The organism is Streptomyces sp. NPDC001985 (assembly GCF_040296845.1).
Taxonomy (GTDB): domain Bacteria; phylum Actinomycetota; class Actinomycetes; order Streptomycetales; family Streptomycetaceae; genus Streptomyces.
In genome coordinates, this window is the sequence record NZ_JBEOYB010000064.1 from 1 (window position 1) to 25,392 (window position 25,392).

Here is a 25,392-nt window from a genome sequence, read left to right on the forward strand (position 1 = left end):
CGCCTGGCGCCCGCATGCGGCGGGCCGCGGTCGGGGGCCGGCCCCCGAGCCCCCGCTCCTCAATCGCCGGAGGGGCTGGGTGGTGCTGCTCGATCGCGGGAGGGGCTTGGGTGGTGCTCCTCGATCGCGGGAGGGGCTGGGGTCGTGCTGCTCGATCGCGGGAGGGGCTGGGGCGGTGCGGCCCAATCGCCGACGAGGCTGGGTGTTGTGCCTCGGCATAACGCAGGGGTGGACCACCCAGCCTGTCCGGGAGCATCTCCCGCGCCCCCGTGCCCCGGGCAACCCCAGCCCGCCCGGGCGCGGCCGGGCCGCGTGCCCTGTGGTCACCGTTCGAAGCGCGGCAGCGCACACCCCTCTCGCGCCTTCGCGTACAGCGCGATCCTGCGGTGCCGCACCTGCACCTCCCCGAGGCAGGTCGCGTCATTGTTCTCGATCATCCTGCGGGACGCCCCGTTCGCCGCGTCGGGTTCGTACACCACGGCATTGCACCGCGGGTCGCGCAGGAAGAACTCATCGGTGACCTCCCCGATGATCCGGCTGCCGAGCCCCCGCCCGGTGTCGGCGAGGTCGGCGATGGCCAGATGCATGCTCAGGTCGTGCGCCGAGGACCGGTAGTGGTGCCCGACGATGTCCTGCGCCATCCGGTAGAACTCCATGTAGGCGATGGGCCGGCCGGCGCTCTCCACGATGATCGGCCGTGAGTAGCCGGTGGCGAGCTGGGCGTCGATGTGCGACTGCCAGCGCTCCAGCGGCCAGTCGTACTCCCACCCCTTCGCCGTGTGGGGGCGGTTCATCCACTCCCGGATCATCGGCACATCGGGGCCGTCCGCCCGCACCTCCCGGTACCGCAGCTCTCCCCGGGTGAAGCCGGTCGGCGGGGCGGGCACGTCCAGCCAGGAGGCGGGCAGCCCGTCCGTGACGTAGCGGGGCAGGACCGGATAGGTCTCGGTCGGATTCAACGTGACACTCCACAGGTGGTAGGGCTGTGCCGGGTGGGGCCGGCGGCGGTGCCGGCTCAGGAGGAGGCGCTCGGGCATGCCCGCGTGGGCCGCCGTCCGGGTGTCCGTGTGGGCTGGGGACACGGCGGCGGGCCCGCCGAGCGGGCGGTACGGCACCGAGCAGGGGGCGAGCCCCGGCGAAGGGGACTCGCGGCCTCGGGGATTGTTCCAGCCGAGGGACCGTGACGACAAGGAGATCACCGTCACCCACCCTGCCGCGAGCGACCCTACGCCAAGTGGTGCGCCCGGCGCGCGAGTTCCCGGTGACACGCGTCACATCAGGGGTTCCAGGGGGTCGGACCGGTGTGTAATATTGGAGATCAACTTAGGTAAGCCTTGCCAAACTTTCGAGCCGCGCATAACGTTCAGGCCACGTCGGCCCGACAGAGTGGAGCCGATGCCGGACGGACGCCCCACGCGTCGCATCCCCAACCCACAACACCCAGCGGGTCCCCTGCTGTCCAAGGGACCGGACCATGGCACCCGCCCGCAACGAACCTGGGGAACGCCGCGGAGAGAGGCACGTCCGTGCCACTTGACCAGCGCGGGAACGAAGGTGGCCACCCACCGCCCCCGCATCACGAGTCGGAAAGGTGATGTCAGTCTTGAGATCACACATCCTGGGACGCATCGACCTGGACACCACACTCCTGTCCAGGGATCTCGAATACCTCGCCTCCCTGCCCCGCGGGGAGGAGGGCTACGACGAGTTCAGCAACGGGTACTGGAAAAACCTGCCCCTGTGGAACAGCACCGGCGACTCCGGCGACGACCTCTACCGCGACACCGACACCGCCGCCCAGCTCACCGAGCACGGCAAGAACTGCTCGTATCTGCGCGAACTGGTGGAGACCACCTTCAACACCGACCACATCACGATGGTGCGCACCCGCAACCTCGTGGACGCGGTCGTCATCCCCCACCGGGACTTCGTGGAGCTGGACCGCGAGGCCGACCAGTACTTCCGGGTGCTGATGTTCCTGGAGGAGAACCCGGCGGCCCTGCACTCCAACGACGACACGGTCATCAACATGCGCCCGGGCGAGATCTGGTTCCTCGACGCGGGCTCGGTCCACGCGGCGGCCAACTTCTCCCCGGACAGCCGGCAGATGCTCTGTGTGGACTTCGCCTTCGACGGCGCCTACGAGGAGAAGGACGTCTTCCGCGACCTCTCCCGCTACCGGCCCTCGACCGACGCGCGGATCATCGAGCGCCCTGCCCTGCCCGCGGCCCGGCTGGACGCCATCAAGGGCCTCGGACAGGTCGTCGACCGCTCGAACTTCAAGGAGTTCCTCTTCCTCCTCTCTAAGGTCCACTTCCGCTACGACGTGCCCGCGGAGGCCACCTACGAGTGGCTGGCCGACATCGCGGCGACCTCGGGCGACGAGCTTCTCGTCGGCAAGGCGAAGGAGCTGCGCGACTACGCCATCGGCGCCCGCGCGCTGAGCGAGCGCTTCACCGTGAACTCCTGGGGGTGAGCCCCGGCCACGGGCACCGGCCGTCCCGGCACCGGCGGACCGCGCGACCGCGCGCCGCCGGCGCCGGACGGCGGCCCCGTGGCCCGGACGGAGTGTGAGAGCGGGACAGGACGGCCCCGGGCGGGGCCGGAGGAACGGGCGGCGCACGGACCGCACCGGTGCGGTGGGCGCACCGGACGAGACGGCGCCGACCACGAGAAAAGCGACCGAGAACAGCCGCCGGCCAGGCCGGCCGGCGACAGGGGGAGGGCACATGGGCACGGGCAACCCGGCCAGAGGCAGAGACGACCACCAGCGGCGGCTCGCGGCACTGCGCAAGCGCATCGCCGCCGGCGGACTGGCGGGCCCGGCGGGCGGGGACGGCGACAGCGCGCCCGCTCCCGGCCGGGCGGCGGCCCCCGGCGCGCCGGCCCCGGCCGGCACCGCCCAGCAGCGGCTCTGGCTCCAGCACGCCAGCGACCCCACCGGCGCCGCGCTGAACGTCGGCTCCGCGCTCCGCCTCGAAGGACCGCTCGACCTCCCCGCCCTCGCCGCCGCCCTCCGCACGGTCCTCGCCCACCACGAGATCCTGCGCACCCGGTACTCGCTCACCGAGGCGGGCGAACTGCTCGCCGTCCCCGACCTGCCCGACACCCTCGCGCTCACCGAGGTGGACGCCCGCGGCGCGGACATCGACGCCCTGGTGCGGGAGGGTCTGCGCACCCCCTTCGACCTGGAGACCGGCCATCCGCTGCGGGTCACCGTGTACGCCGAGGGCCCCGGCCGGCACACCCTGCTGCTGGTGGTGCACCACATCGCCTGGGACGACGCCTGCTGGCAGATCTTCTTCGAGGACCTCGCCGCGGCCTACCGGGGAGCGGCGCCCGCGCCCACCACCCCGTACCCGCGCGCCGTCCGCGCCGTGGAGCGGGAGTCCCGGGCCGCGCTGCCCGCCCTGCGCCGGCACTGGGCGAAGACCCTGGCGGACGCCTCGGGCGGCGCGGGGCTCGACCGCCGCACCACCGCCGACCAGCAGACCGCCGAGGCCGGGGCCGTGGAGGTCGCCCTCGGCGCCGAGCGGTCCGCCGCGCTGGACGCGCTCGCCCGCGCCGAGGGCACCACCCCCTTCACGGTCCTCCTCACCTCCTTCGCCGCCGCCCTGCGCCGGCACACCGGCAGCGAACACGCCCTGATCAGCACCCCCGTGCTCCGCCGGGACAGCGGACACACCACCCGTACGCTCGGCTACTTCGGCAATGTGCTCCTCCTCGCCGTCGGCACCGACCCGCGCCGCACCTTCCGGGACGCGCTCGGCTCCGTGGGCCGGGTCGTCGCGGCGGCACTGGACCACCAGGACCTGGAGTACGACGAGGCCATCAGACTGCTCGGCGCGTCCGGCCGGGTCCAGCCGGTGGAGGTCAGCTTCGGCATCGAGGGGGCCGCGGTTCCCCTGCGGCTCCCCGGGATCGAGGTGCGGCCCCTGACCGCCCGTACCGGCATCGCCCAGTCCCCGCTGTCGGTGATGGCCCGTCAGGAGCCGGACGGCGGCTGGGTGATCCGCTTCGAGCACATACCCGAGGCGATCGGCGAGCCGACCGCGCGGTCCCTGGTCGAGTCGGTCCGCCGCACCCTGCTCGCCGGGCTGAGCACCCCGGACGCCCCCCTCGGCGACCAGGCCCTGGTCACCGACGAGGAGTACGCCACCATCCTCGCCCACGGCACGGCCCGGGCCCTCGACGCACCGGCCCCCGGTGTGGTGGAGCGGTTCGAGCGGCAGGCCGCGTCGCGGCCGGACGCGGTGGCGCTGCGCGGCGCCGAGGGCCGTATGACCTACGGCGAGCTGAACCACCGCGCCAACGCGGTGGCCCGCTGGATCGCCGCGCAGGGCATCGGCCCCGAGGACGTCGTCGCCTGCGCGCTGGAGCGCTCCTTCACGGCGGTGACCACCGCCCTCGGCGTGCTGAAGTCCGGCGCGGTCCTCTTCCCGCTCGACACCGCCCACCCCGAGGAGCGGCTGACCGCGCTGCTCGCCGACGCCGGCCCGCGCCATCTGTTCACCTCGGCGGCGACCGACACGGCGATCCCGCCGACCACGGTGCCCCGCACGGTGGTGACCGGACCCGGCTTCGTCGCCCAGGTGTCCGCGCTGGCCGGCGCGGGCGACCTCACCGACCGGGACCGGGTGCGCCCGCTGCGCCGGGACAACCTCGCGTACATCATCTACACCTCGGGCTCCACCGGCCGTCCCAAGGGCGTCGGCACCAGCCACGGCGCGCTCGGCGACCATCTCGCCTGGCTGCTCTCCCACTTCGCCGCCACCCATGACGACCTCCGCGACGTCCGCTGGCTGCAACTCGCCTCGCCCGCCTTCGACGTCTCCATCGGCGAGCTCTTCGGCCCGCTGGCCGCCGGCGGCCAGGTCCTGGTGGCCCGCCCCGACGCCGAGCGCGACCTCGACGCCCTCTTCGCGGAGCTGACGGAGCTGGACGCCACCATCGTCCACGCCGTGCCGAGCTTCCTGCACTATCTGGCCGCCGCCGCGCCGGGCGTCCGGCTGCCCGCGCTCCGCTGGCTGCCCGTCGGCGGCGAGGCGCTCCCCGGAGACCTCGCGGACCGGGTGCGCAGCCGCTTCGGGAGCACCGGCCGGGTGACCCTGGCCAACTTCTACGGCCCCACCGAGACCACCCAGTCCGTGACCGGCCACCCCGTCACCGCCCCGCAGGGGCACCGGATCGTCCCCATCGGCACCCCGAAGTGGGGCAACACCGCCCTGATCCTCGACGCCGATCTGCGGGTCGCGCCCCTCGGCGAGGTGGGGGAGCTGTACATCGAGGGCACCTCGCTGGCGCGCGGCTACCTCGGCCGCGCCGCCCTGACCGCCGAGCGGTTCGTGCCGAGCCCGCTGACCCCCGGGGCCCGGCTCTACCGCACGGGCGATCTGGCCCGCTTCACCGACGGCGGCGAACTGGAGTTCGCCGGCCGCGCCGACGACCAGGTGAAGATCCGGGGCTTCCGGGTGGAGCCCGGGGAGATCGAGGCCGTGCTCCGCGCCGACCGGCAGGTCGGACAGGCCGTGGTCGTGCCCCGCGAGGACGACGGCACGGGCAGCAGGCTGGTCGCCTATCTGACCCCCGCCGACGGCGGGGAACTCGACGCCGAAGCGGTCCGGGAGCGCCTCGCGGCGACCCTGCCCGCGCACATGGTGCCCAGCGCCCTGGTCGTCCTCGACGCCCTGCCGCTGACCCCGGCGGGCAAGACCGACCGCCGGGCACTGCCCGACGCGCCCGCCGCCGAGGGAGCGGCCTTCCGGCCGGTCCGCGAGGGCGCCGAGCGGCGGATCGCGGACCTCTTCGCCGAACTGCTGACGCGCGGCCCGGACACCGCGTCCGGGAGCGCCGCGTCCGGGAGCGCCACCGCCGGCGGCGCCACTGCCGACAGCGTCCCGGCGGTCGGCGGCCGGCGCATCGGCGCGGACACCTCGTTCTTCGAACTGGGCGGCCACTCCCTGCTGCTGACCCGGCTCCTCTCCCGCATCCGCCGCGACCTGGGCGTGCGCGTCGGCGTCCGGGACGCCTTCACCCAGGCCACCCCCGCGGCCCTCGCCCGGCTGGTGACGGCCGGCTCCGCCGCCCCCGCGCCCCGCGCCACCGCCTTCGGCCCCCGGCCCGCCGAGCCGCCGCTGGCCCCCGCCCAGCAGCGCATCTGGTTCGTCGACCGGATCGAGGAGGCCGGCACCACCTACAACGTCCCCCTCGCGCTGGAGATCGAAGGACCGCTCGACGAACGGCTGCTCCAGCGGGCGCTGGAGGAGGTCCTGCGGCGCCACGAGGCCCTGCGGACCGTCTTCCCCGACCGGGAGGGCGTCAGCCACCAGCGCGTCCTCGACGACCACCGCGTCGAGCTGCCGCTGACCACCCTCACCCCCGACGAGATCCCCGGCGCCCTCGCCGCTGCCGCCGAGCACCCCTTCGACCTCGCCCGCGAACGGCCCTTCCGCGCCGCCCTGCTGCGCACCGGCCCCGAGCGGCACGTCCTCGCGCTCCTCGTCCACCACATCATCTGTGACGAGGTCTCCGCCGGTGTGCTCGTGGCGGACGTGACCCGGGCGTACGAGGCGCTGCGCGGCGGCGCCGGCGCGGACGGGAGCCCCGTGCTCCCGCCGCTGCCCGTCGGATACGCGGACTACGCGGTGTGGCAGAACGCCTGGCTCACCGGCGCCGGCCGCACCGCGCCCGAGGGCCACAAGGACCCGGAGACCCTGCGCGCCCACTGGCGCACCGCGCTCGCGGACCTGCCCCAGGACACCTCCGTCCTGCTCGGCCGGACCCGCCCGGCACAGCCCGACAGCGCGGGCGGCGTCGTCCCCCTCGCCGTCGACGGGCGGACCCGCGCCGCCGTGGAGAAGCTGGCGGAGCGCACCGGGGCCACCCCCTTCATCGTGCTCCAGAGCGCCGTCGCCGTGCTGCTGGGCCTGCGGGGCGCGGGGGAGGACATCCCCCTCGGCACCCCGGTGGCCAACCGGCCCGACGAGGAGCTGGACGAGGTCGTCGGGCTCTTCGTCAACCTCCTCGTGGTCCGCAACGACCTCTCCGGCAACCCCACCCTGGAAGAGGTCGTCACCCGCGCCAAGGCGCGCGCGGTCGACGCCTACGACCATGCCGAGCTGCCCTTCGAGCAGGTCGTGGACGCCGTCGGCGTGGAGCGCTCGCTCAGCGTCAGCCCCCTCTTCCAGGTCCTGGTCCAGCTGCGCGACGAGGAGGCCCTGCACCGGCGCACGGAGGGCCTGGACTGGCGGCTGATCCCGCAGTACACCGCCACCGCCAAGTACGACCTGTCGGTGAACTTCGAGCCCGACTCGGCCACCGGCGGCTGGGGCGGCGAGCTGATCTACCGCCGTGACCTGTACGACGCCGAGACGGTGGCCCGGCTCGCCGAGGGCCTCGGGCTGGTGCTCGGTGCCCTCGCGGACCGCCCCGGCCGGCGGCTGCACGAGCTGGACCTGGTCCCCGCGCGGGAGCGGGAGCTGGTGCTCGACCGGTGGAGCCGCGGCCCGCGCGCCGTCCCCGGCCGGGCCGAGACCCTGCCGGAGCTGATCGAGCGCGGCCGGAGCCGGCTCCGGGAGCCCGGGTTCGCCGCGCGGACCGCCGTGGACTGCGCGGGCGAGACCATCGGCTACGGAGCGCTGCACGAGCGGAGCGACCGGCTGGCCCGGCTCCTCATCGAACGCGGCGCGGGACCCGAGCGGTTCGTGGCCATCGCCGTACCCCGCTCGGTGGACATGGTCGTGGCGCTGCTCGCCGTGGTGAAGACGGGCGCCGCCTACCTCCCCCTCGACATGCGGCTGCCCGCCGACCGGCTCGCCTTCATGATCGAGGACGCGGCGCCGGTGGCCGTGGTGACCCGCTCGGACGCCCCGGTCGAGCTGCCCGGCTCGGCGGCCTCGCCCCGGCTGGCGCTGGACGCGCCCGAAGTCGTCGCGGCGCTCGCCGCGCAGCCCGCCGAGCGGCTGCCGGAGGAGACCGCCCGCCGGGCGCGCGGCGAGAACATCGCGTACTTCCTCTACACCTCGGGCTCCACCGGCGTGCCCAAGGGCGTCATCGGCACCCACCGCGCCTTCGCGGCCCGGCTGACCTGGCAGCCGCTGCGCTACCCGATCGCCTCGCCCGATGTCCGGCTCTGCCAGGGCTGGCTGAGCTTCCACGACGGCGGCTGCGAGATCCTCGCCGGTGTCGTCGCGGGCGCCGAACTCCTCCTCGCGGACGAGAACGAGGCCCGGGACGTGGGCAGTCTGGTCCGGCTGATCGAGGAGAACCCGGTCGGCCAGGTCACCGCCGTGCCCACGGCGATCAACGCCCTGCTCGGCGCGTCGCCCGACGCGGTGCGCTCGGTGCCGCGCTGGGTGACCAGCGGTGAACCGATGACCGGGCCGCTGCTGGAGCGGCTGCGCGCCGCCGCGCCCGACAGCGAGATCATCAACAACTACGGCGCCACCGAACTCAGCGGCGGCGTGGTGCGCGGCCGGCTCCACGAGGAGGGGCTGCACCTGGGCACGCCCGTCGACGGCTCCCGGGTGCTGGTGCTCGACGCCCGGCTCAACCTCTGCCCGGTGGGCGTGCCCGGCGAGGTGTACGCGGCCGGCCACCAGGTGGCCCGCGGCTACTGGCGCCGCCCCGGGCTGACCGCCGAGCGCTTTCTGCCCAACCCGTACGCCACCCGCCCCGGCGAACTGCTCTACCGCACCGGCGACCGGGCGATGTGGAGCGCCGACGGCCGGCTGGTCTTCGGCGGGCGCACCGACCACCAGGTGAAGCTGCGCGGCATCCGCGTCGAACTCGGCGAGATCGAGACGGCGCTGCGGTCGGTGCCCGGGGTCGCGCTGGCCGCCGCCCGCACCCACGAGGTGCACGGCTCCACCACCCTCGCCGGATATCTCACCCTCGCCGACCCGTCGGCCGACCCCGACGCCGTGGTCGCCTCGGTGCGGGAGAGGCTGGCGCGGGAACTGCCCTCGTACCTCCACCCCTCGGTAATCACCGTGCTGGACGCGATGCCGCTCACCGGGTCGGGGAAGCTGAACCGGCCCGCGCTGCCGGAGCCCCGGGTGCGCGCCGACAGCGCGCACGAACCCCCGGTGGGCGAGACCGAGCGGACGGTCGCCGCCCTCTTCGAGGACGTGCTCGACGCCCGGGACGTGGGCCGCACCGACGGCTTCTTCGCGCTGGGCGGCGACAGCATCATCTCGGTGCAGCTCGCCAGCCGGGCCAGGTCCCGGGGGCTGCCGCTGACCGCGCAGATGGTGTTCGAGCACCCCACCGTCGGCGAGATGGCCGCGGCCTGCGACCGGGCGGCGGCCGACGCCGCCCGCGCCGGGGAGCGGCCCGCGGCCGGGGCGCCCGTGTCGGCGACCGAGGCGTCCGGGCTCGACAAGGACACCCTTCAGGCCCTGCTGGGCAGTTGGGGGCGCGGCTGACATGCCGTTCCCCCGAGGGCCGGTGATCCCGCCGGCCCCCCGGCGCGCGACCGCGCGCCCGCACCCCTCCCCATTCGAAGAACATCCGACAGAAGCCTGGAGCACTGAATCGATGGAGCCGCTCTCCCTGGAGGAAGCCCGACGTCGCTTCGGCACCGGCCACCGCGACCCGCACGGGATGCTCGGTGTCGTCGGGGCCGGACCGAAGGCGCTGGCCACGGCCGCGAAGAGCCAGGTCCTGCGTGAACTGGGTCTGCCCGCGCCGCGCGTGGTGGTCGTGGAGCCCCACGGTGTGGGCGCCAACTGGACCCCGGTCGGCGGGCGCACCAACGGCCGCCCCCGGCTCTCCACCAGCCCCGAGAAGGACCTCGGATTCCCCTACGCCTCGGAGGTGTACGGGCCGCTGGCGGCCGAGGTCAACGCCCGGATGCAGCAGTTCAGCTGGGCCGGTTACCTGGTCTCCCGGGGGGAGTACGCCACCTGGGTGGACAGCGGCAGGCCCGGCCCCCGCCACGCCACCTGGGCCGCCTATCTGCGCTGGGCCGCCGATCTGATGGACTTCGCCCTGGTGCGCGGCCGGGTCTGCGGTCTGGAGATCGCCGGCGACCGCTGGGAGGTCGCCGTCGAGGGCGACGGCGGCGGTGAGGCCGTGCTCCTCCTGGACCAGATGATGATCAGCGGCCCGGGCCCTCACGACGGGCTGCTCCCGGGTGACGCCACCCGCAGCGTCGAGGAGTTCTGGCGCCTGGGCCTCGGCACCGAGGCGGCCGAGCCGGACGTGGCCGTGGTCGGCGGCGGCGAGACCGCCGCGACCATCGTCGAGTACCTGATGCGGCAGCACGGCGGCGCCACGACGGTGATCAGCCCGCAGCCGGTGGTCTACAGCCGGGGCGAGGGCTACTTCGAGAACGCGCTCTACTCCAGCCCCGAGCGGTGGCGCGAACTCTCCGAGAAGGACCGCAGGGACGTCATCGCGCGGACCGACCGGGGGGTCTTCTCGCCCCGCGCCATCGAGGCGATCACCACCGACGCCCGGGTGGAGCACCAGCAGGGCACCGTGGTCTCCGTCGACCGCGTCGGCGGCTCGACCGAACTGGTGCTCAGCAACCCCGGCCGCGCGGACCGCGCGCTCCGCTTCGACGTCGTCATCGACGCCACCGGGGCCCGCCCCGACTGGTTCCTCGACCTGCTCGGACCCGTGGCCCGCAAGGCCCTGTTCCGGGCCGTCGGCGACACCACCGACGGCGTGCGGGCCATCGAGCGCCGGATCGGCCCGGACCTCGCCCTGGACGGTGTCACCCCCCGGCTGCTGCTGCCGACCCTCGCGGGGTACGAGCAGGGGCCCGGCTTCGCCAACCTCAGCTCGCTGGGGCTGCTCTCCGACCGGGTGCTCGGCATCACGCTCGGCGCCACCCCCGGATCGGTCGCCGCCGTCCTCGGGGACCGGGACCGCGCGGTCGTCTCCGGAGCCGCGCTCGGCGGCGGTGAGGCATGAGCGACCGCGGTACGCAGGGCGACATCGCCGTCGTCGGGCTGGCCTGCCGGGTCCCGGGCGCCGAGTCGCCCGAGGAGCTGTGGCGGCTGCTGCTCGACGGCCGGCGGGCCGACGGGCGGGCACCCGACGGCCGGTTCGACCCGGACGCGATCCCGGCCGGGCTGCTGTCGCGGTCGGTGCGCGGCTCCTACCTGGAGGACGCGGCGCGCTTCGACGCCGAGGTGTTCGGGGTGTCGCGGCGCGAGGCGACGACGATGGACCCGCACCAGCGGTGGGCGCTCGAACTGGGCTGGGCCGCCCTGGAGGACGCCGGGCGGGTGCCCGGCGCCGCGCGTGACGCGGAGGTCGGCGTCTTCGCCGGCTCGATGGGCGCGGACTGGGCGATGGAGCACGCGGCCGGCCGGCTGGGGCCGATCGGCCCCTCGTCCCTCGCGGGCTGGGCGCCCTCGGCCATGGCGAACCGGATCAGCCATCTGCTGGGGCTGCGCGGTCCGAGTCTGGTCGTCGACACCGGCCAGTCCTCCTCGCTGGTCGCCGTGCACCAGGCGGTGCTGGCCCTGCGCGCGGGCGACTGCTCGGCCGCGCTGGTCGTCGGCGTCAATCTGAACCTCTCCACCGAGGCGGCCACGGCGACCGCGTCCTTCGGCGGACAGTCCCCCTCCGGTTCCGCCACCCTCTTCGAGGACGGCGCGGACGGCTATGTCCGGGGCGAGGGCGGCGCCGCCGTCGTGCTGCGTCCACTGGCCGATGCCGTACGGGCCGGGGACCGCGTCCACGCGGTCCTGCGCGGCACCGCCGTCACCCACGGCGGCGCGGGGGAGGCCCTGGTCGTCCCCTCCGCCGAGGGACAGGCGCGGGCGCTGCTGCGGGCCTGCGCGAGCGCGGGCGCCGACCCGGCCGAGCTGGGGTTCGTGGAACTGCACGGCACCGGGACCCCGGTCGGGGACCGGGTGGAGGCCGATGCCTTGTTGCGGGTGTTCGGCGAGGGTTCTCCCGAGCGCTCCGGAGACAGCCGTGACGAAGGCGGCCCGGCGCGGCTCCTGGTGGGCTCGGTCAAGACGACCACGGGCCATCTGGAGGGCGCGGCCGGTCTGCTCGGCCTGGTGAAGGCCGTGCTGGTCGCACGGCACGGAACCGTCCCCGGCACGGCCGGGCACCGGGGCGGCGCGCAGGCACGCCGGCTCGCCGCCGCCGGCATCGGGGTGCCCGCGCGGGCGGTCCCGCTGCGCGACGGCGCCCTGGTGGGCGTCGGCTCGGTGGGCATGGGCGGCACCAACTGCCATGTGGTGCTCGCCGCACCTCCGGTGGCCCCCCGGGCGGGCGGGCACGGCGCGCCCACCGCCGTTCCGGTGGACGCGCCGGGGTCCGGGAGTGTGTCCCGGGCGGCCGTCGGCGTGGTCGGTGGGCTCGCGGCGGGGGCCGGTCCGGATGGCTCCGCGCTGTCGGCTGTCGCGGCTGCGGCCGTCTCCTCGGGCGCGCCCGCCGTGCCGGTGCCCGTCGTCCTGTCCGCCGGCAGCGCGGAATCCCTGCGGCTGGGCGCCGAGGCGCTCGCGGAGTGGGCGTCGGCACCGGACGCCTGCGCGGACGCCGGCGAACTGGCCGCGTTCGCCCGGACGCTCGCCACCCGGCGGGCCCGGCTGCCGCGACGCGCGGGCTTCACCGCCGCGAGCGCGGACGAGCTGCGGGAGCGGCTGCGCACCGTCGCCGAGGGCGGCCGGGACCGGGCGATCCGGCACGGCGCGGGCTCCCGCGCCCACACCGCCTTCCTCTTCCCGGGCCAGGGCAGCCAGCGCCCCGGAATGACCGCGGCCCTCCACGACGGCCTGGTCACCTTCGGATGCCACTTCCGGGCGATCGCGTCCGACGTCGACGCCCACGCGGAGCTGCCGCTCCACCGGGTGCTGGCCGCCCCGGCTCCGGGGAGCGACACCGCCGACGCGCCGGTGCACGCCACCCAGCACGCCCAGATCGCCCTGTTCACGACGGGCGTCGCCCTGTACCGCACCGTGACGGACCTGGGGATCGTCCCGGATGTGGTCCTCGGCCACTCGGTGGGCGAGCTGGCGGCCGCCCACGTGGCGGGCGTACTGACGCTCTCCGACGCGATCCGGCTCGTGCTCGCCCGGGGCGCCGCGATGGCCCAGGCCGACCCCGGCGGGGTGATGGTGGCGGTGGAGGCGGGCGAGCACGAGGTCCGCGCGGTCGCCGCCGGGCACCCGGGATCGGATGTCGCCGCCGTGAACGGACCCGCGGGCACCGTGCTCTCCGGCGACCGCGCGGCGACGCTCGCCTGCGCCGGGGAACTGCGCGGGCGCGGCCGCCGCACCAAGGTGCTGAAGGTCTCCCACGCCTTCCACTCCCACCACATGGACCCGGTGCTGGAGGAGTTCCGCGCGGTCGCCGAGACCGTCGACTACGGCCGCCCCTCCCTCCCCGTGCTCTCCAATGTGAGCGGCGCTCTCGCCACCGGCGGCGATCTGCGCACCGCCGACTACTGGGTGGACCACATCCGGCGCACCGTCCGCTTCGGCGACTGCCTGGACCGCCTGGCGGAATCCGGCACCTCGCTCCTCCTGGAACTCGGCCCCGGCGGCGCCCTGGGCGCGATGGGCCGCGGCGCCCTCCGCACCCCCGACGGCGCGGCCCCGGAGGCCGCCTCCCTCCTCGGGGACGGCCCGGACGAGTACCGGGCGTTCCTCGACGCGGTGGTGCTCGCCCACGCCCAGGGCCATGACATCGACTGGCGGTCGCTGCCCGGGTTCGCACAGGGCCCGTGGACGCCGCTGCCGACCCACAGGTTCACGGGCCGGCGGTACTGGCCCGGCACGGACACCACCGCCGGACCCCCTGCCGCCGGCCCCGCCGCCGCCGGACCGGTCCGCACCCCCGCCGCCCCCGGCCCGTCCACCGCGGCTCCGTCCGCCCCGGCCCGCCCCGCCCCGGCACCCTCCGGCGGCGACACCCTCGGGCTCGTCCTCGCGACCGTCGCCGAGGTGCTGGGCATCCGCCCCGCGCACGCCGTCAACGCCACCGACACCCTCGCCGACCTCGGCATGACCTCCCTCCTCGGACTGGAGCTGCGGGCCGAACTCACCGCGCGCACCGGCCGCGAGCTGCCCGCCTCGCTCGTCTACGACCACCCGACCCCCGCCGCCCTCGCCGCCCGGCTGGCCGGCCCGGACCGGCCCTTCACCGCGCCGGACCCCATCGAGCCCGGGCCCGAGCCCCGGCCCGGGCCCGGCGAGCCGAGGCCGGGGCGGACCGCCGCCGGCGAGGACCCCGTGGTGATCGCGGCCATGGCCTGCCGCTACCCGGGCGGGGTCTCCTCCCCCGAGCAGCTGTGGGAGCTGGCGCTCTCCGGCCGGGAGGCCCTGGGCGGCTTCCCCGACGACCGAGGTCCCGCCTGGGCCGTACCGGGACCCCACCCCCGCCACGGCGGATTCCTCGCGGACGCCGCCGGATTCGACGCGGCCCACTTCGGGATCTCCCCCCGGGAGGCCCGCGCCATGGACCCGCAGCAGCGCATCGCCCTGGAGCTGTGCTGGGAGGCCCTCGAACGGGCCGGCTGCGACCCCCGGTCCCTGCACGGGCAGGAGGTCGGCGTCTTCCTCGGCGCCATGGCCGGCGACTACGCCACCGCCGCCCGCGAGGCCGGCGACGATCTCGGCGGCCATGAGCTGACCGGCGCGTCCAACGCCGTCCTCTCCGGCCGGGTCGCCTATCAGCTCGGCCTCACCGGACCGGCGCTCACCGTCGACACCGCCTGCTCCTCCTCGCTGGTCGCCATCCATCTCGCCGCCGCCTCGCTGCTGCGCGGCGAGTGCGGACTGGCGCTCGCCGGAGGTGTCACCGTGATGTCGACACCCAAGATGTTCCAGGAGTTCCAGCGCCTGGGCGGCCTCGCCGCCGACGGCCGCTGCCGCCCGTTCTCCGCGGCGGCCGACGGAACGGTGTGGAGCGAGGGCGCCGGTGTCGTCGTCGTGGCCCGCCGCTCCGAGGCACACCGCCGGGGCCTGCGGATTCTCGCCACCGTGCGCGGCAGCGCGGTCAACCAGGACGGCGCGAGCAACGGACTGACCGCGCCCAGCGGCGGCGCCCAGCGCCGGGTCATCGCCCGGGCGCTCGCCGACGCCGGGCTGCGCCCCGGCGACGTGGACGTCGTGGAGGCGCACGGCACCGGCACCGTCCTGGGCGACTCGGTGGAGGCCCAGGCCGTCATCGACACCTACGGCGCGCGCGACCCCTCGGCCGCGCCCGTCCTCCTCGGCTCCCTCAAGTCGGTCATCGGGCACACCCAGGCCGCGGCCGGCGTCGGCGGTCTGATCGCCATGGTGGCCTCCCTGCACGGGGAGCGGCTGCCGGCGACCCGGTACACGGACACCCCGACGCCGAAGGTCGACTGGCCCGACAGCGTACGGCTGCTGGAGCGGCCGGCGGCCTGGCCGCGCGGGGCACGGGCGCGCCGGGCCGCGATCTCCTCGTTCGGCATGAGCGGCACCAACGCGCATCTGCTGATCGAGGAGGCCGAGCCCGTGAGCCCGCCCCCGCCCGCCCGGGAGCCGGTGCCCGCGCTGCCGTTCGTCGTCTCGGCGGGGGACCGCGCCGCGCTGCGCGACCAGTTGGGGCGCGTCGGCGCCGCGCTGGCCCGGGACCCGGGCACGGCGCCCGCGCTCCCGGCCGCCGCGCTGACGCTGGCGACGGGCCGGGCCGCCCTCCCGTACCGCGCGTCCGTCGTCGCGGAGGACCGGGCCGGGCTGCTCGCCGGGCTCGCCGCCGCGCGGCGCGGAGAGGCCGGCGACCGGGTGGCGTTCGGGGAGGCGCGCGGCGACTGCGCCGTGGCCTTCGTCTTCCCCGGCCAGGGCTCGCAGTGGTCCGGCATGGGCCGGCGGCTGCTCGCCGAGTCACGGGTGTTCGCCCGGAGCGTCGCCGCCTCGGCGGAGGCCTTCGCGCCGTATGTCGACTTCTCCGTTCCCGGTCTGCTGCGCGGCGACGACCCCGAGGGACACGGCAGGACCCTGGAGGGCATCCAGGTCTCGCTGTTCGCGACGATGGCGGGACTGGCGGATCTGTGGCGCTCCACGGGAGTCGTCCCCGACCTGGTCATCGGACACTCGCAGGGCGAGGTGGCCGCCGCGTACGCGGCGGGGGCGCTCGATCTCGCGGACGCGGCCCGGGTGGTCGCCGTCAGGGCCCGGCTCCTCTCCCGGCTCTCGGGCAGCGGCGCGATGGCCGTGGTCGGACTCGACGAGGCCGCGGCCCGCGACGAGCTGGCGCGGGACCCGTCGCCCGCCGGCCGGGTCGAGGTCGCGGCCGTCAACGGGCCCGGCAGCACGGTGGTGTCGGGCCCGGCCGGGGCCGTCCGCGCGCTGGTCGACCGCCTGGCGGCGGCGGGGGTGCGGACCGCGACCGTCGCCGTGGACTACGCCTCCCACTCCGCCATGGTCCAGCCCGTCGAGACCGAGCTGACGGCCGCGCTCGCGGACCTCTCGCCCCGGACGGCGCACACCCCGTTCTTCTCCACCGCGCGGGCCGGCCGGCTCACCGGCCCGGAGCTGGACGGCGCCTACTGGTACGAGAACCTCCGCGGCGAGGTGCGGTTCGCCCGCTCGGTGGCGGCGGTGGCGGGCTCGCGGCGGACGGCGTTCGTCGAGATCAGCCCGCACGAGGTGCTGACCTCGCCGATCACGGCCACCCTGGACGGGCTCGCGGACGGCGCGGACACGATCGTGCTGGGCAGTCTGCGGCGCGACCACGGCTCGTACGGCGACTTCCTCTCCTCGGTCGCCCTGGCCTGGACCCGGGGGGTGCCGGTCCGCTGGACGCCGGAGACCTTCGGCGGGCCCGCCGGGGAACCGGCCGATCTCCCGACCACCCCGTTCGCGCACCGCCGGTTCTGGATTCACCCCGCCGCGCCCGCGCCCGCACCGGCTCCTGCCCCCGTTCCCGTACCCGCTCCGCGAGCGGCGGACCCGGCACCGGCGGCAGGCGAAACACCGGAACCGGCACCGGCGCCGAGTCCCGACACGGCGGTCCTGGCGGCGGTGGCCCGGGTGCTGCACCTGGCGCCCGCCGACGCCGACGAGCGCGGCCACCACACCTTCACCGAGCTGGGACTCGACTCGCTCACCACGGTCGACCTGCGGCGCAGGCTCCGGGACTCGCTCGGGGTGACCGTCCCGGTCAAGGTCTTCGCCACCCACAACACCCCGCTGTCACTGACGCGCTGGGTCCGACAGGCGCTCGGCGCCACCCCCGAGGCACCGGGCGGCGCGTCAGCCGCCCCGCCCGCACCGCGCATTCCCCACCACCGCACCGCGACAACGGTCACCGCAAGCAGCGAGGAGCACGGCCATGAGTGAACAGGGACGGCGCTGGAGCGCCCTCACCGAGGCCGACGCGGCCTTCACCGACGCCCTGCTGCCCGGTCTGATCACCGGCCTCGGCGCACACGGGCTGATGGAACTGGAGGGCGGGAACAGTCCGGTGCTCGGCCTGTTCCGCGAGGCGAAGGGGCCGGGGCTGCTGATCCCCGAGCGGCACGGCGGCCACGGCCTCGACTGCCGGTCCGCGCTGCGGGTCCAGTCGGCGCTGGCGACCCTCTCCCCCTCCCTCGGCGTGGGCACGATGATGCACCACCTCGCGGTGGTCTCCTTCGTGGAGTACCTCCGCGTCCATGTCGGCGACGACGCCCCCCAGTGGGCCCTGCTCGCCTCCGTCGCGGCCCACGACCACCTCCTCGCCTCGGCCTCGTCCGAGGCCCGCCGGGGCTCGGACGCGCTGGTCCCGCGCACCACCGCCACCCTCCAGGAGGACGGCGGCTATGTGCTCGAAGGGTCGAAGAAGCCGTGCAGCCTGGCCCGCTCCATGTCGATCCTGACCAGCAGCGTGCTGGTGCGGTCCGGTGACGAGCGGGACGGCACGGTCGCCCTCGCCGTCATCCCGGCGGCCATCGAGGGCGTCTCGGTACGCCCCTTCTGGCGCAGCCCGGTGCTCGCGGCGGCGGAGAGCGACGAGGTCGTGCTCGACCGGGTGCGCGTCCCCGCCGAGATGGTGGTTCCCGGCGGCCGGCCCGAGCGGGGCATGGACGAGTTGCAGGTGCGCGCCTGGACCTGGTTCGAGGTGCTGGCCTGCGGCACCTACCTCGGCACCGCCCAGTCGCTCTTCGACCGGGCGGCCCACGCGCCCCGGGTGGAGCGGCGCGCGCTGGGCGAACTCGCCGCCGAACTGTTCGTCTGCCGCAGCGCCTGTGAGCGCGCCGCGGCCACCTTCGACGCGGGCGGCGCGGCCGACGAGGCCATGACCGAGGCGCTGATGGCCCGGCTGTACGTGGAGGCGCGGCTGCCGGACCTCTGCGCCCGGCTGGCCGGGCTCCTCGGCGGCCTCGCCTTCGTCACCGGGCCGGAACCGGCGTATCTGCTGTCCGCCTCCCGGGCGCTGGCGTTCCATCCACCGCGGGGGGTGTCCAGCGCCGAGTCGCTGGGCGCGCGGTTCACCGGTGCCCCGCTCGATCTCTCGATCTTCTGAGGAGCAGGTTCGTGTCACGGAATCGTACGGAGGCGGTCTGAGCATGGGGACTCCAGTGGCCCATATCGTGCTGCGGGTGCGGGGTGCCGTACCCGCACACCGATGGGTGGAGGCGGCAGGGCTCGTCCGTCATGAACCCCCCGGCCGGGACGGCGCGCCCGGCACCGCCGACGCGGTGGATCTCACCGGCCTCGGCGAGGCGGCGGCGCTCGCCGCGTTCCGCGAGGTCCAGGCAGCGCAGTGGCACGGCGTCCTCGCCGGCGACGGCGGCTGGACCCTGCGGGTGGCGCGGCTGCCCGAACCCGCCGACGGCCGGGGCGAGCTGCACCTCGTCTCGGTGGCGGCCCCGCGCGGCCCGGGCCGGGCGGCCCTCCCCCACGGGATCGCTCGGGAGCTGTGCGCCCGGGTGGCGTCCGCCGACGGGCCGTCCCGCTCCGCCGGCGGGCCGTCCCGCTCCTCCGGCGCGCCGGACACCTCCACGGCCGGGGCCCTCCGCTACCCCCTCCGCCGCAGCGTCGAGGTGACGCTGTCGGCGGCGGTGCCGGAGCCGGAGGTGGCGCACTGGCTGCGGTCGCTGATGCCGTCGGTGACCCCGGGAGAGGTCCGCGTCCTCCTGGGCGGCGACCCGGAGCCCCCGGTCCCGGACCCGTCGGGCGGCTCCCTGCTCCTCGACCGGGCCTGGGTGCGGGACCTCCCGGCCGGTGCCGCGGGACCCGGCACCGAGGTCCGGATCACCGAGCACAGCGAGGACCCGAGACACGCCTACCCGCTGGCGGTCGAGCGGCGCGCCGACGGGGTCGCCGTGGTCGACCACGATGTGCGGTCCATCGACCCGGCGGACCTGGAGCGGTTCACGGACCGGCTGACCCGGGGCGAGCGCGCCCCCGCACCCGCGTCCATCCCGCTGCCCGAGCGCGTCGCCCACCGGTTCGCCCACGCCCCGGCCGCGCCCGCGGTGCTCGCCGGGGAGACCTCTGTCGACTACCGGACCCTGGACGAGCGCTCCGCCGCCGTCGCCGAACTGCTGCGCAAGCACGGGTGCGGCCGGGGCAGCACGGTCGGCATCGCCCTGCCCCGCTCCGTCGACGCCATCGCCGCGATGGTCGCGGTGCTGCGCGTGGGCGGCGCCTATCTGCCGCTGGACATCGCCTACCCGCGCGCCCGGCTGGCCTTCATGGCCGCCGACTCCGGTGTGGACACGGTCATCGGCGACGCCGGCACCCTCGCGCCCTACGCGGACGCGGAGACCATCCGGGCCATCGACATCGCCGACGCGGACGGACTGCCGGGCGACCCGGAGTGGGCCCCCGCCGGCCCCGACGACGCGCTGTACGTCCTCTACACCTCCGGCTCCACCGGCACCCCCAAGGCCGTCGTGCACACGGTCGGCGCCATCGGCAACCTGGTGGACTGGCACACCCGTACCGCCACCGCCGAGAGCGACCCGCGCGTCCTCCAGTTCGCGAGCCTGAACTTCGACGTCGCCAGCCAGGAGATCCTCACCGCGCTGGCCGCCGGCAAGTGCCTGGTCCTCCCGCGCGACGAGGAGCGCACCGACCCCGAGGCGCTGGTCGCGCTGATGGCCCGGCAGCGGGTCACCGAGTTCTTCTGCCCGCAGGTGATGCTCCAGGAGATGTGCCGGGCGTCGGCCGAGACCGGCACCGTCCTGCCGGAGCTGCGCCATGTCTACCAGTCCGGCGAACCGCTGGTGATGAACGACTGGATCGGCCGCTTCCTCGACCGGCACCCGCGCACCACCCTGCACAACCACTACGGGCCCACCGAGACCCATGTCATCACGGCCCTCCCGCTGCCCCGGCGCGGCCGGGGCCACGCCAAGGGCCCGGTCGCCCTCGGACCGCTCCTGGACACCTGCCGGGCGTACGTTCTCGACGAGCGGCTGCGCCCGGTGGAGCCCGGCGGGGTCGGCGAGCTGTACGCGGCGGCCACCCAGCTCTCCCGGGGCTATCTGCGGCGCCCCGGGCTGACGTCCGAGCGCTATGTCGCCGACCCCTTCGGCGCGCCGGGCGCCCGGATGTACCGGACGGGCGACCGGGTGCGGCTGCTCCCGGACGGCGGGCTCGCCTATGTGACGCGCGGCGACGCGCAGACGAAGATCCGGGGCCACCGGGTCGAGCCGGACGAGATCACCGCCCGGCTGCTGGACGAGCGGGAGGTCGCCAACGCGACGACGGTCACCCGGCGCGACTCCTCCGGCGCCAATGTCCTCGTCGCCTATGTGGTGCCGCGCACCGCCGACGGCTCGCTCCCCGCCCGGCTGCGCGAGCGCCTCGGCGAGACGCTCCCCGACTACATGGTGCCGGCCTCGGTGGTCCTGCTGGACGCCCTGCCGCTGACCCCCAGCGGCAAGGTGGACAAGGCCGCCCTCCCCGAGCACACCACCGCCGCCACCCGGGCGCCCGGCGTGCGGAGGACCGGCCCGCGGGCCGAGCTGGCCGCCATCTGGACGGAGGTCCTCGGGGTCGCCGAGGTCGCCGACGAGGACGACTTCTTCCAGGTCGGGGGGAGTTCCCTCACCGCGATCCAGGTGGTGTCGGCGGTGCGGCGCCGGCTCGGCATCCGGCTGAACGTGCCCGATGTCGCCGAGCACCCCCGCTTCGACGCGCTCGCGGCCCGGGTCGCCGCCCGGGTCGCGGTCCCCGCCGCCCCGGACACCGAGCCGGCCCTGCGGCCCCGGCCGGACCAGCGGTACGAGCCCTTCGACCTCCTCGACCAGCAGCAGGCGTATCTCGTCGGGCGCGGCGGCGACATCGAGGGCGGCGGGGTGGCCTGCCACCTCTATCTGGAGTACGAGGGCGCGGAGGCGGCCCCGGGCTCCGGCCGCGCGGACTCCGGCATCCGGATCGAGGAGGTCCAGGACGCGCTGCGGCAGTTGATCGACCGGCACGACACGCTCCGGACGGTCTTCGACGAACAGACCATGACCCAGCGCGTGCTGCCCGCCGCTGACGTACCGCCGTACGTCTGCGAGGTCGTCGACGCGGTGGCCGATCCCGGCGCCGCGCCGGCCGTCCGCGACCGGCTCTCCCACGAGAGCCGGCCCCCGGGTGTCTTCCCGCTGTTCAACGTGGTGTTCGTGCGGCTGCCCGAGGGCGTGCTGCGGATGTGCGTCAGCATCGACGCGCTGCTCGCGGACGCCCGGGGCATCCAGGTGATCTTCGACGACTGGTCCGCCGCGCTCCGCGGCGAACTGGTCCCCGCCCCCGGCGCCCCCACCTTCCGCGACTATGTGGCGGCGGTGGGCCGGCTGCGCGAGCAGCCCGAGTTCCGGCGGGCGGCCGACTACTGGCGGGGCAGGATCGACACCCTGCCCGCCGGGCCCCGGCTGCCGCTGGTCCGGGACCCCGCGACGGTGGCCGCGCCGGTCTTCGTCAACCGGCGCCACACCCTCGCGCCCGAGCGCTGGGCCCGGATCTGCGCGGACGCCGCGCAGCGGGGACTCACCCCCACGGCCGTCGTGCTCGGCGCCTACGCCTGGGCCCTCGCCCAGTGGTCGGACGCGCCCCGGTTCCTGCTCAATGTGCCGAGCATGAGCCGCCACCCGGTCCACCCCGGGGTCGACTCCATCGTCGGCGAGTGCGCCTCCTTCACCCTGCTGGAGGTGGACACCGGCGGCACCGGCTCCTTCGAGGGGCTGGCCGCGCGCGTTCAGCGGCGGCTGCTCAGCGATCTGGACCACCGCCACTTCAGCGGGATGGACGTCACCCGGGAGCTGATCCGCCGCAACGGCGGTGTCACCGAGGCGCTCGCGCCCGTGGTGATGACCAGCGAACTCGGTGTCGGCGACGGCGTGGACGAGATCTTCGACGGGCGGCTGCGCGAGACCTACGCGCTCAGCCAGACCCCCCAGGTGTGGATGGACCTGCTGCTGCGGGAGCGCGCCGGGGCCCTGGTGCTCAACTGGGACGTGGTGGAGGAGCTGTTCCCGAGGACCCTGGTGGACGGGGTGTTCCGGCTGCTCGTGAGCCAGTTGGAGGCCCTCGGCGACTCCGGGTCCCGCTGGTCCGAGCCCCCGGTGGCCGCGGTCTCCCCGGCCGTGGCCCGGGAGCGCGGCACCGGCCCCGGGCGCACCGCGCCGGGCGCCCCGCCGCACACGGTGATCCGGGAGCACGCCCTCCGCGACCCCGGCGCCCCCGCCCTGGTGGACGGCGGACGGACCGTGACCCGGGGCGAGCTGGCGGCGGCCGCCCGCGCGGTCGCGCTGGCCGTGACGGACGCGCTCGCCGGCCCCACCGGCCCCACCGGCGAGACCCGCGAGACCCGCGAGACCGACGAGATCCCCCCGACGGGCGAGACCGACCGGCCCGTCGCGGTCCTGACGGCGCGCGGCCCGCGGCAGTACGCGGCCTGTCTCGGCGTGCTGGAGGCCGGCCGGCCGTATCTGCCGCTCGACCCCGAGGCCCCGCCGGAGCGCATCGCCACCGTGCTGCGCCACGCGGGCGTACGCGTGGTGGTCACCGACGGGACCAGCCGGGCGCTCGTCCCGGACGAGGACCTGCCCGGAGTGGCCGTCGTCACCCCGGCACAACCGGCGGCGGCCGACGACTCCTGGCGCGCCGCCTGGCCCGGCGGCCCGTCCGGCCGGCCCGGCTCCGCGTGGGCCTACGTGCTCTTCACCTCCGGCTCCACCGGCGAGCCCAAGGGGGTGCCGATCACCCTGGACGGTCTCGCCAACTGTGTGGACCACACCATCGAGCGCTTCGGTCTCACCGAGGCGGACACCTCGCTGGCCGTGGCCTCGCTCCACCACGATCTGTCGCTGTTCGACCTGTTCGTGATGCTCGGCGCGGGCGGCACGGTCGTCGTCGCCGGGCGCGGAGCGGCGGCCGACGCCCAGGAGTGGGCGGACGCGGTCGTCCGGCACTCCGTCACCGCCGTGTGCGCCGCGCCGGCCGTGGTGGAGATGCTGCTCGACGGCGCCCCGGGACCGTCCGCGCTGCCGTCGCTGCGCCGGGTGCTCACCGGCGGCGACTGGGTCCCGCTGCCGCTGCTCGACCGGCTGCGGTCGGCCGCCCCCGGGGTCGAGCCCGTGAGCATCGGCGGCCCCACCGAGACCACCGGCTGGAACATCGTCCACGAGACCGACGGCCCGGACGCCGTCGGCGCCGACTGGGCGACCGTCCCGTACGGCCGGCCCATCCCCGCCACCCGCTACCGGGTGGTGGACGGCGACTTCCGGGACCGGCCCGCGTGGGCCACCGGGGAACTGGTCGTCTCCGGGGTCGGGGTGACACCCGGCTATCTCACCGCCGGCCGCATCTCCCGGGACCGCCACCACACGGACCCGGACACCGGTGAGGTGTTCTTCCGCACCGGCGACCTCGGGCGGTACCGCGACGGGCTCATCGAGTTCATCGGCCGCGCCGACGACCAGGTGCAGATCCGCGGCCACCGGGTGGAGCCCGGCGAGGTGACCGCCTTCCTCAACGGCCTCCCCGGAGTGCGCCGATCGGCGGTCCTCCCGGTGCCCGGACCCGGCCACGGCACGGTGCGCGCACTCGTGGCCTTCGTGGTCCTCGACCACGGCACCGACCCCCGGGCGGTGCGGGAACGGGCCATGACCGGGCTCGCCCCCGCGCTGCGCCCCCACCGCCTGATCGCCGTCGACACCCTGCCCACCAGCCGCAACGGCAAGGTGGACCGGGCCGCGCTGCTGCGCGCGTACGAGAGCGAGCACGCCGGCGGCCCCGGCGACGACGGCGACGGCGGGGAGCGCGCGGACCGGACCGTACCCGCGAACGCGCTGGAGTGGCTGGTCTGCGAGGTGTGGGCACGCGCTCTGGAGGTGGAGCGGGTGCTGCCCGATGACAACTTCTTCCTGCTGGGCGGCGATTCCCTGTTCGTCTCCCGGGTGGTGCTGGACCTGCGGGAGATCCTCCCGGGGGCCCGGATCAGACCCGGGGGTGTCTTCTCCACCCGCAGCGCCGCCGAGTTCGCGGCCCTGCTCCGCGGCACCGGCGCGGACGGCGCCCGGCTGGAGGAGATCGCCGCGATGTACCGCGAGGTCACCGAGTTGAGCGAGGACGATCTCGACGCCTATCTGGAGGGTGAGGGCGATGACCGGGAGTGAACGCGCCGCCGGGCGGCCGGAGCCGTGTGTCCGGGGCACCGGCCCGGGCACCGGCCGCACCGCCCTGATCACCGGCGCCAGCTCGGGCCTGGGCGCCGCCTTCGCGGACCGGCTCGCCCGGCGCGGGTACTCCCTCGTCCTGGTCGCCCGCGACCAGGACCGGCTCACAGCCGTGGCGGACCGGGTGACCGGGCGGTACGGGGTCCGCTGCGAGGTGCTCCCCGCCGATCTGGCGTCCGCCGCCGGCCGGGGGACCGTCACGGCCCGGATCGAGGAGGGCGTGCACTTCCTGGTGAACGCCGCCGGGTTCGGGGTCTCCGGCGCCTTCTGGTCCGTGGACCGCGCCGAGCTGGACGACCAGCTCGCCGTGAATGTCGCCGGCACCCAGGAGTTCACCCACGCCGCCGTCGCCACGATGCTCGCGGGCGACGGGGGAACGGTGGTCAACCTCTCCTCCATCACCGGACTCGTGCCGGGGCGCGGATCGACCTATGCCGCCTCCAAGGCATGGATTCTCTACTTCTCGCAGGGGCTCAGCCATGCCCTGCGCGGCACCAATACCCGGGTCGTGGTCCTGGCCCCGGGATTCGTCCGCACCGAATTCCACGCACGGGCCGGTATCGACGTGCGCACGGTCGGCGACGGCTGGTGGCTGGAGCCCCACGACGTGGTCGACCGGTGCCTCGCGGACATCCGCAGAGGAAAGACGTTCTCGCTCCCCGGGATGCGCAACAAGGTGTTCATCGCCACGGTCTCCCGGTTGCCGAGGGCGCTCGCCCAGCAGGTGAACCGAATGCTCGGTAACGCCGGCGCGCGAGCGTAGGACAAGAAGAAGAAACAGCGAAAGAAGAAGAACC

At 75.7% G+C, this 25,392-nt stretch carries 8 protein-coding genes; 7 read left to right on the forward strand and 1 reads right to left on the reverse strand.

Going from position 1 to position 25,392, the window contains the following annotated elements; all coding sequences use genetic code 11:
• Nucleotides 1–323: 323 nt before the first annotated feature.
• Nucleotides 324–959, reverse strand: coding sequence for a GNAT family N-acetyltransferase (locus ABT122_RS25450; RefSeq protein ID WP_351556661.1), 636 nt, complete (start codon nucleotides 957–959; stop codon nucleotides 324–326).
• Nucleotides 960–1,603: 644 nt separating this feature from the next.
• Between ABT122_RS25450 and ABT122_RS25455 the strand changes: the two genes are divergently transcribed.
• The 7 genes from ABT122_RS25455 to ABT122_RS25485 all read left to right on the forward strand — a co-directional run bounded on the left by ABT122_RS25455 (nucleotide 1,604) and on the right by ABT122_RS25485 (nucleotide 25,358).
• Nucleotides 1,604–2,476: an aspartyl/asparaginyl beta-hydroxylase domain-containing protein gene (locus ABT122_RS25455; protein WP_351556664.1), complete on the forward strand. Its 873-nt coding sequence runs from the start codon at nucleotides 1,604–1,606 to the stop codon at nucleotides 2,474–2,476.
• Nucleotides 2,477–2,729: 253 nt separating this feature from the next.
• Nucleotides 2,730–9,425 carry a non-ribosomal peptide synthetase gene (locus ABT122_RS25460; RefSeq protein WP_351556667.1) on the forward strand — a complete coding sequence of 2,232 codons (6,696 nt, stop codon included), beginning with the start codon at nucleotides 2,730–2,732 and terminating at the stop codon, nucleotides 9,423–9,425.
• A gap of 112 nt (nucleotides 9,426–9,537) precedes the next feature.
• Nucleotides 9,538–10,920 carry a SidA/IucD/PvdA family monooxygenase gene (locus tag ABT122_RS25465; RefSeq protein ID WP_351556670.1) on the forward strand — a complete coding sequence of 461 codons (1,383 nt, stop codon included), beginning with the start codon at nucleotides 9,538–9,540 and terminating at the stop codon, nucleotides 10,918–10,920.
• Complete coding sequence (locus ABT122_RS25470) at nucleotides 10,917–17,279, forward strand: type I polyketide synthase (protein WP_351556673.1); 6,363 nt, start codon at nucleotides 10,917–10,919, stop codon at nucleotides 17,277–17,279. Before ABT122_RS25465 ends, ABT122_RS25470 begins: the two co-directional genes overlap by 4 nt.
• Nucleotides 17,272–18,444 (forward strand): acyl-CoA dehydrogenase family protein, encoded by a 1,173-nt coding sequence (locus ABT122_RS25475; protein WP_351556676.1) that lies wholly within the window; start codon nucleotides 17,272–17,274, stop codon nucleotides 18,442–18,444. The genes ABT122_RS25470 and ABT122_RS25475 overlap by 8 nt, the downstream gene beginning before the upstream one ends.
• Before the next feature lie 43 nt (nucleotides 18,445–18,487).
• On the forward strand, nucleotides 18,488–24,535 hold the full coding sequence (locus ABT122_RS25480; RefSeq protein WP_351556679.1) for a non-ribosomal peptide synthetase: 6,048 nt from the start codon (nucleotides 18,488–18,490) through the stop codon (nucleotides 24,533–24,535).
• Nucleotides 24,522–25,358 carry an SDR family NAD(P)-dependent oxidoreductase gene (locus ABT122_RS25485; protein WP_351556682.1) on the forward strand — a complete coding sequence of 279 codons (837 nt, stop codon included), beginning with the start codon at nucleotides 24,522–24,524 and terminating at the stop codon, nucleotides 25,356–25,358. The genes ABT122_RS25480 and ABT122_RS25485 overlap by 14 nt, the downstream gene beginning before the upstream one ends.
• The last annotated feature ends 34 nt before the right edge of the window (nucleotides 25,359–25,392 follow it).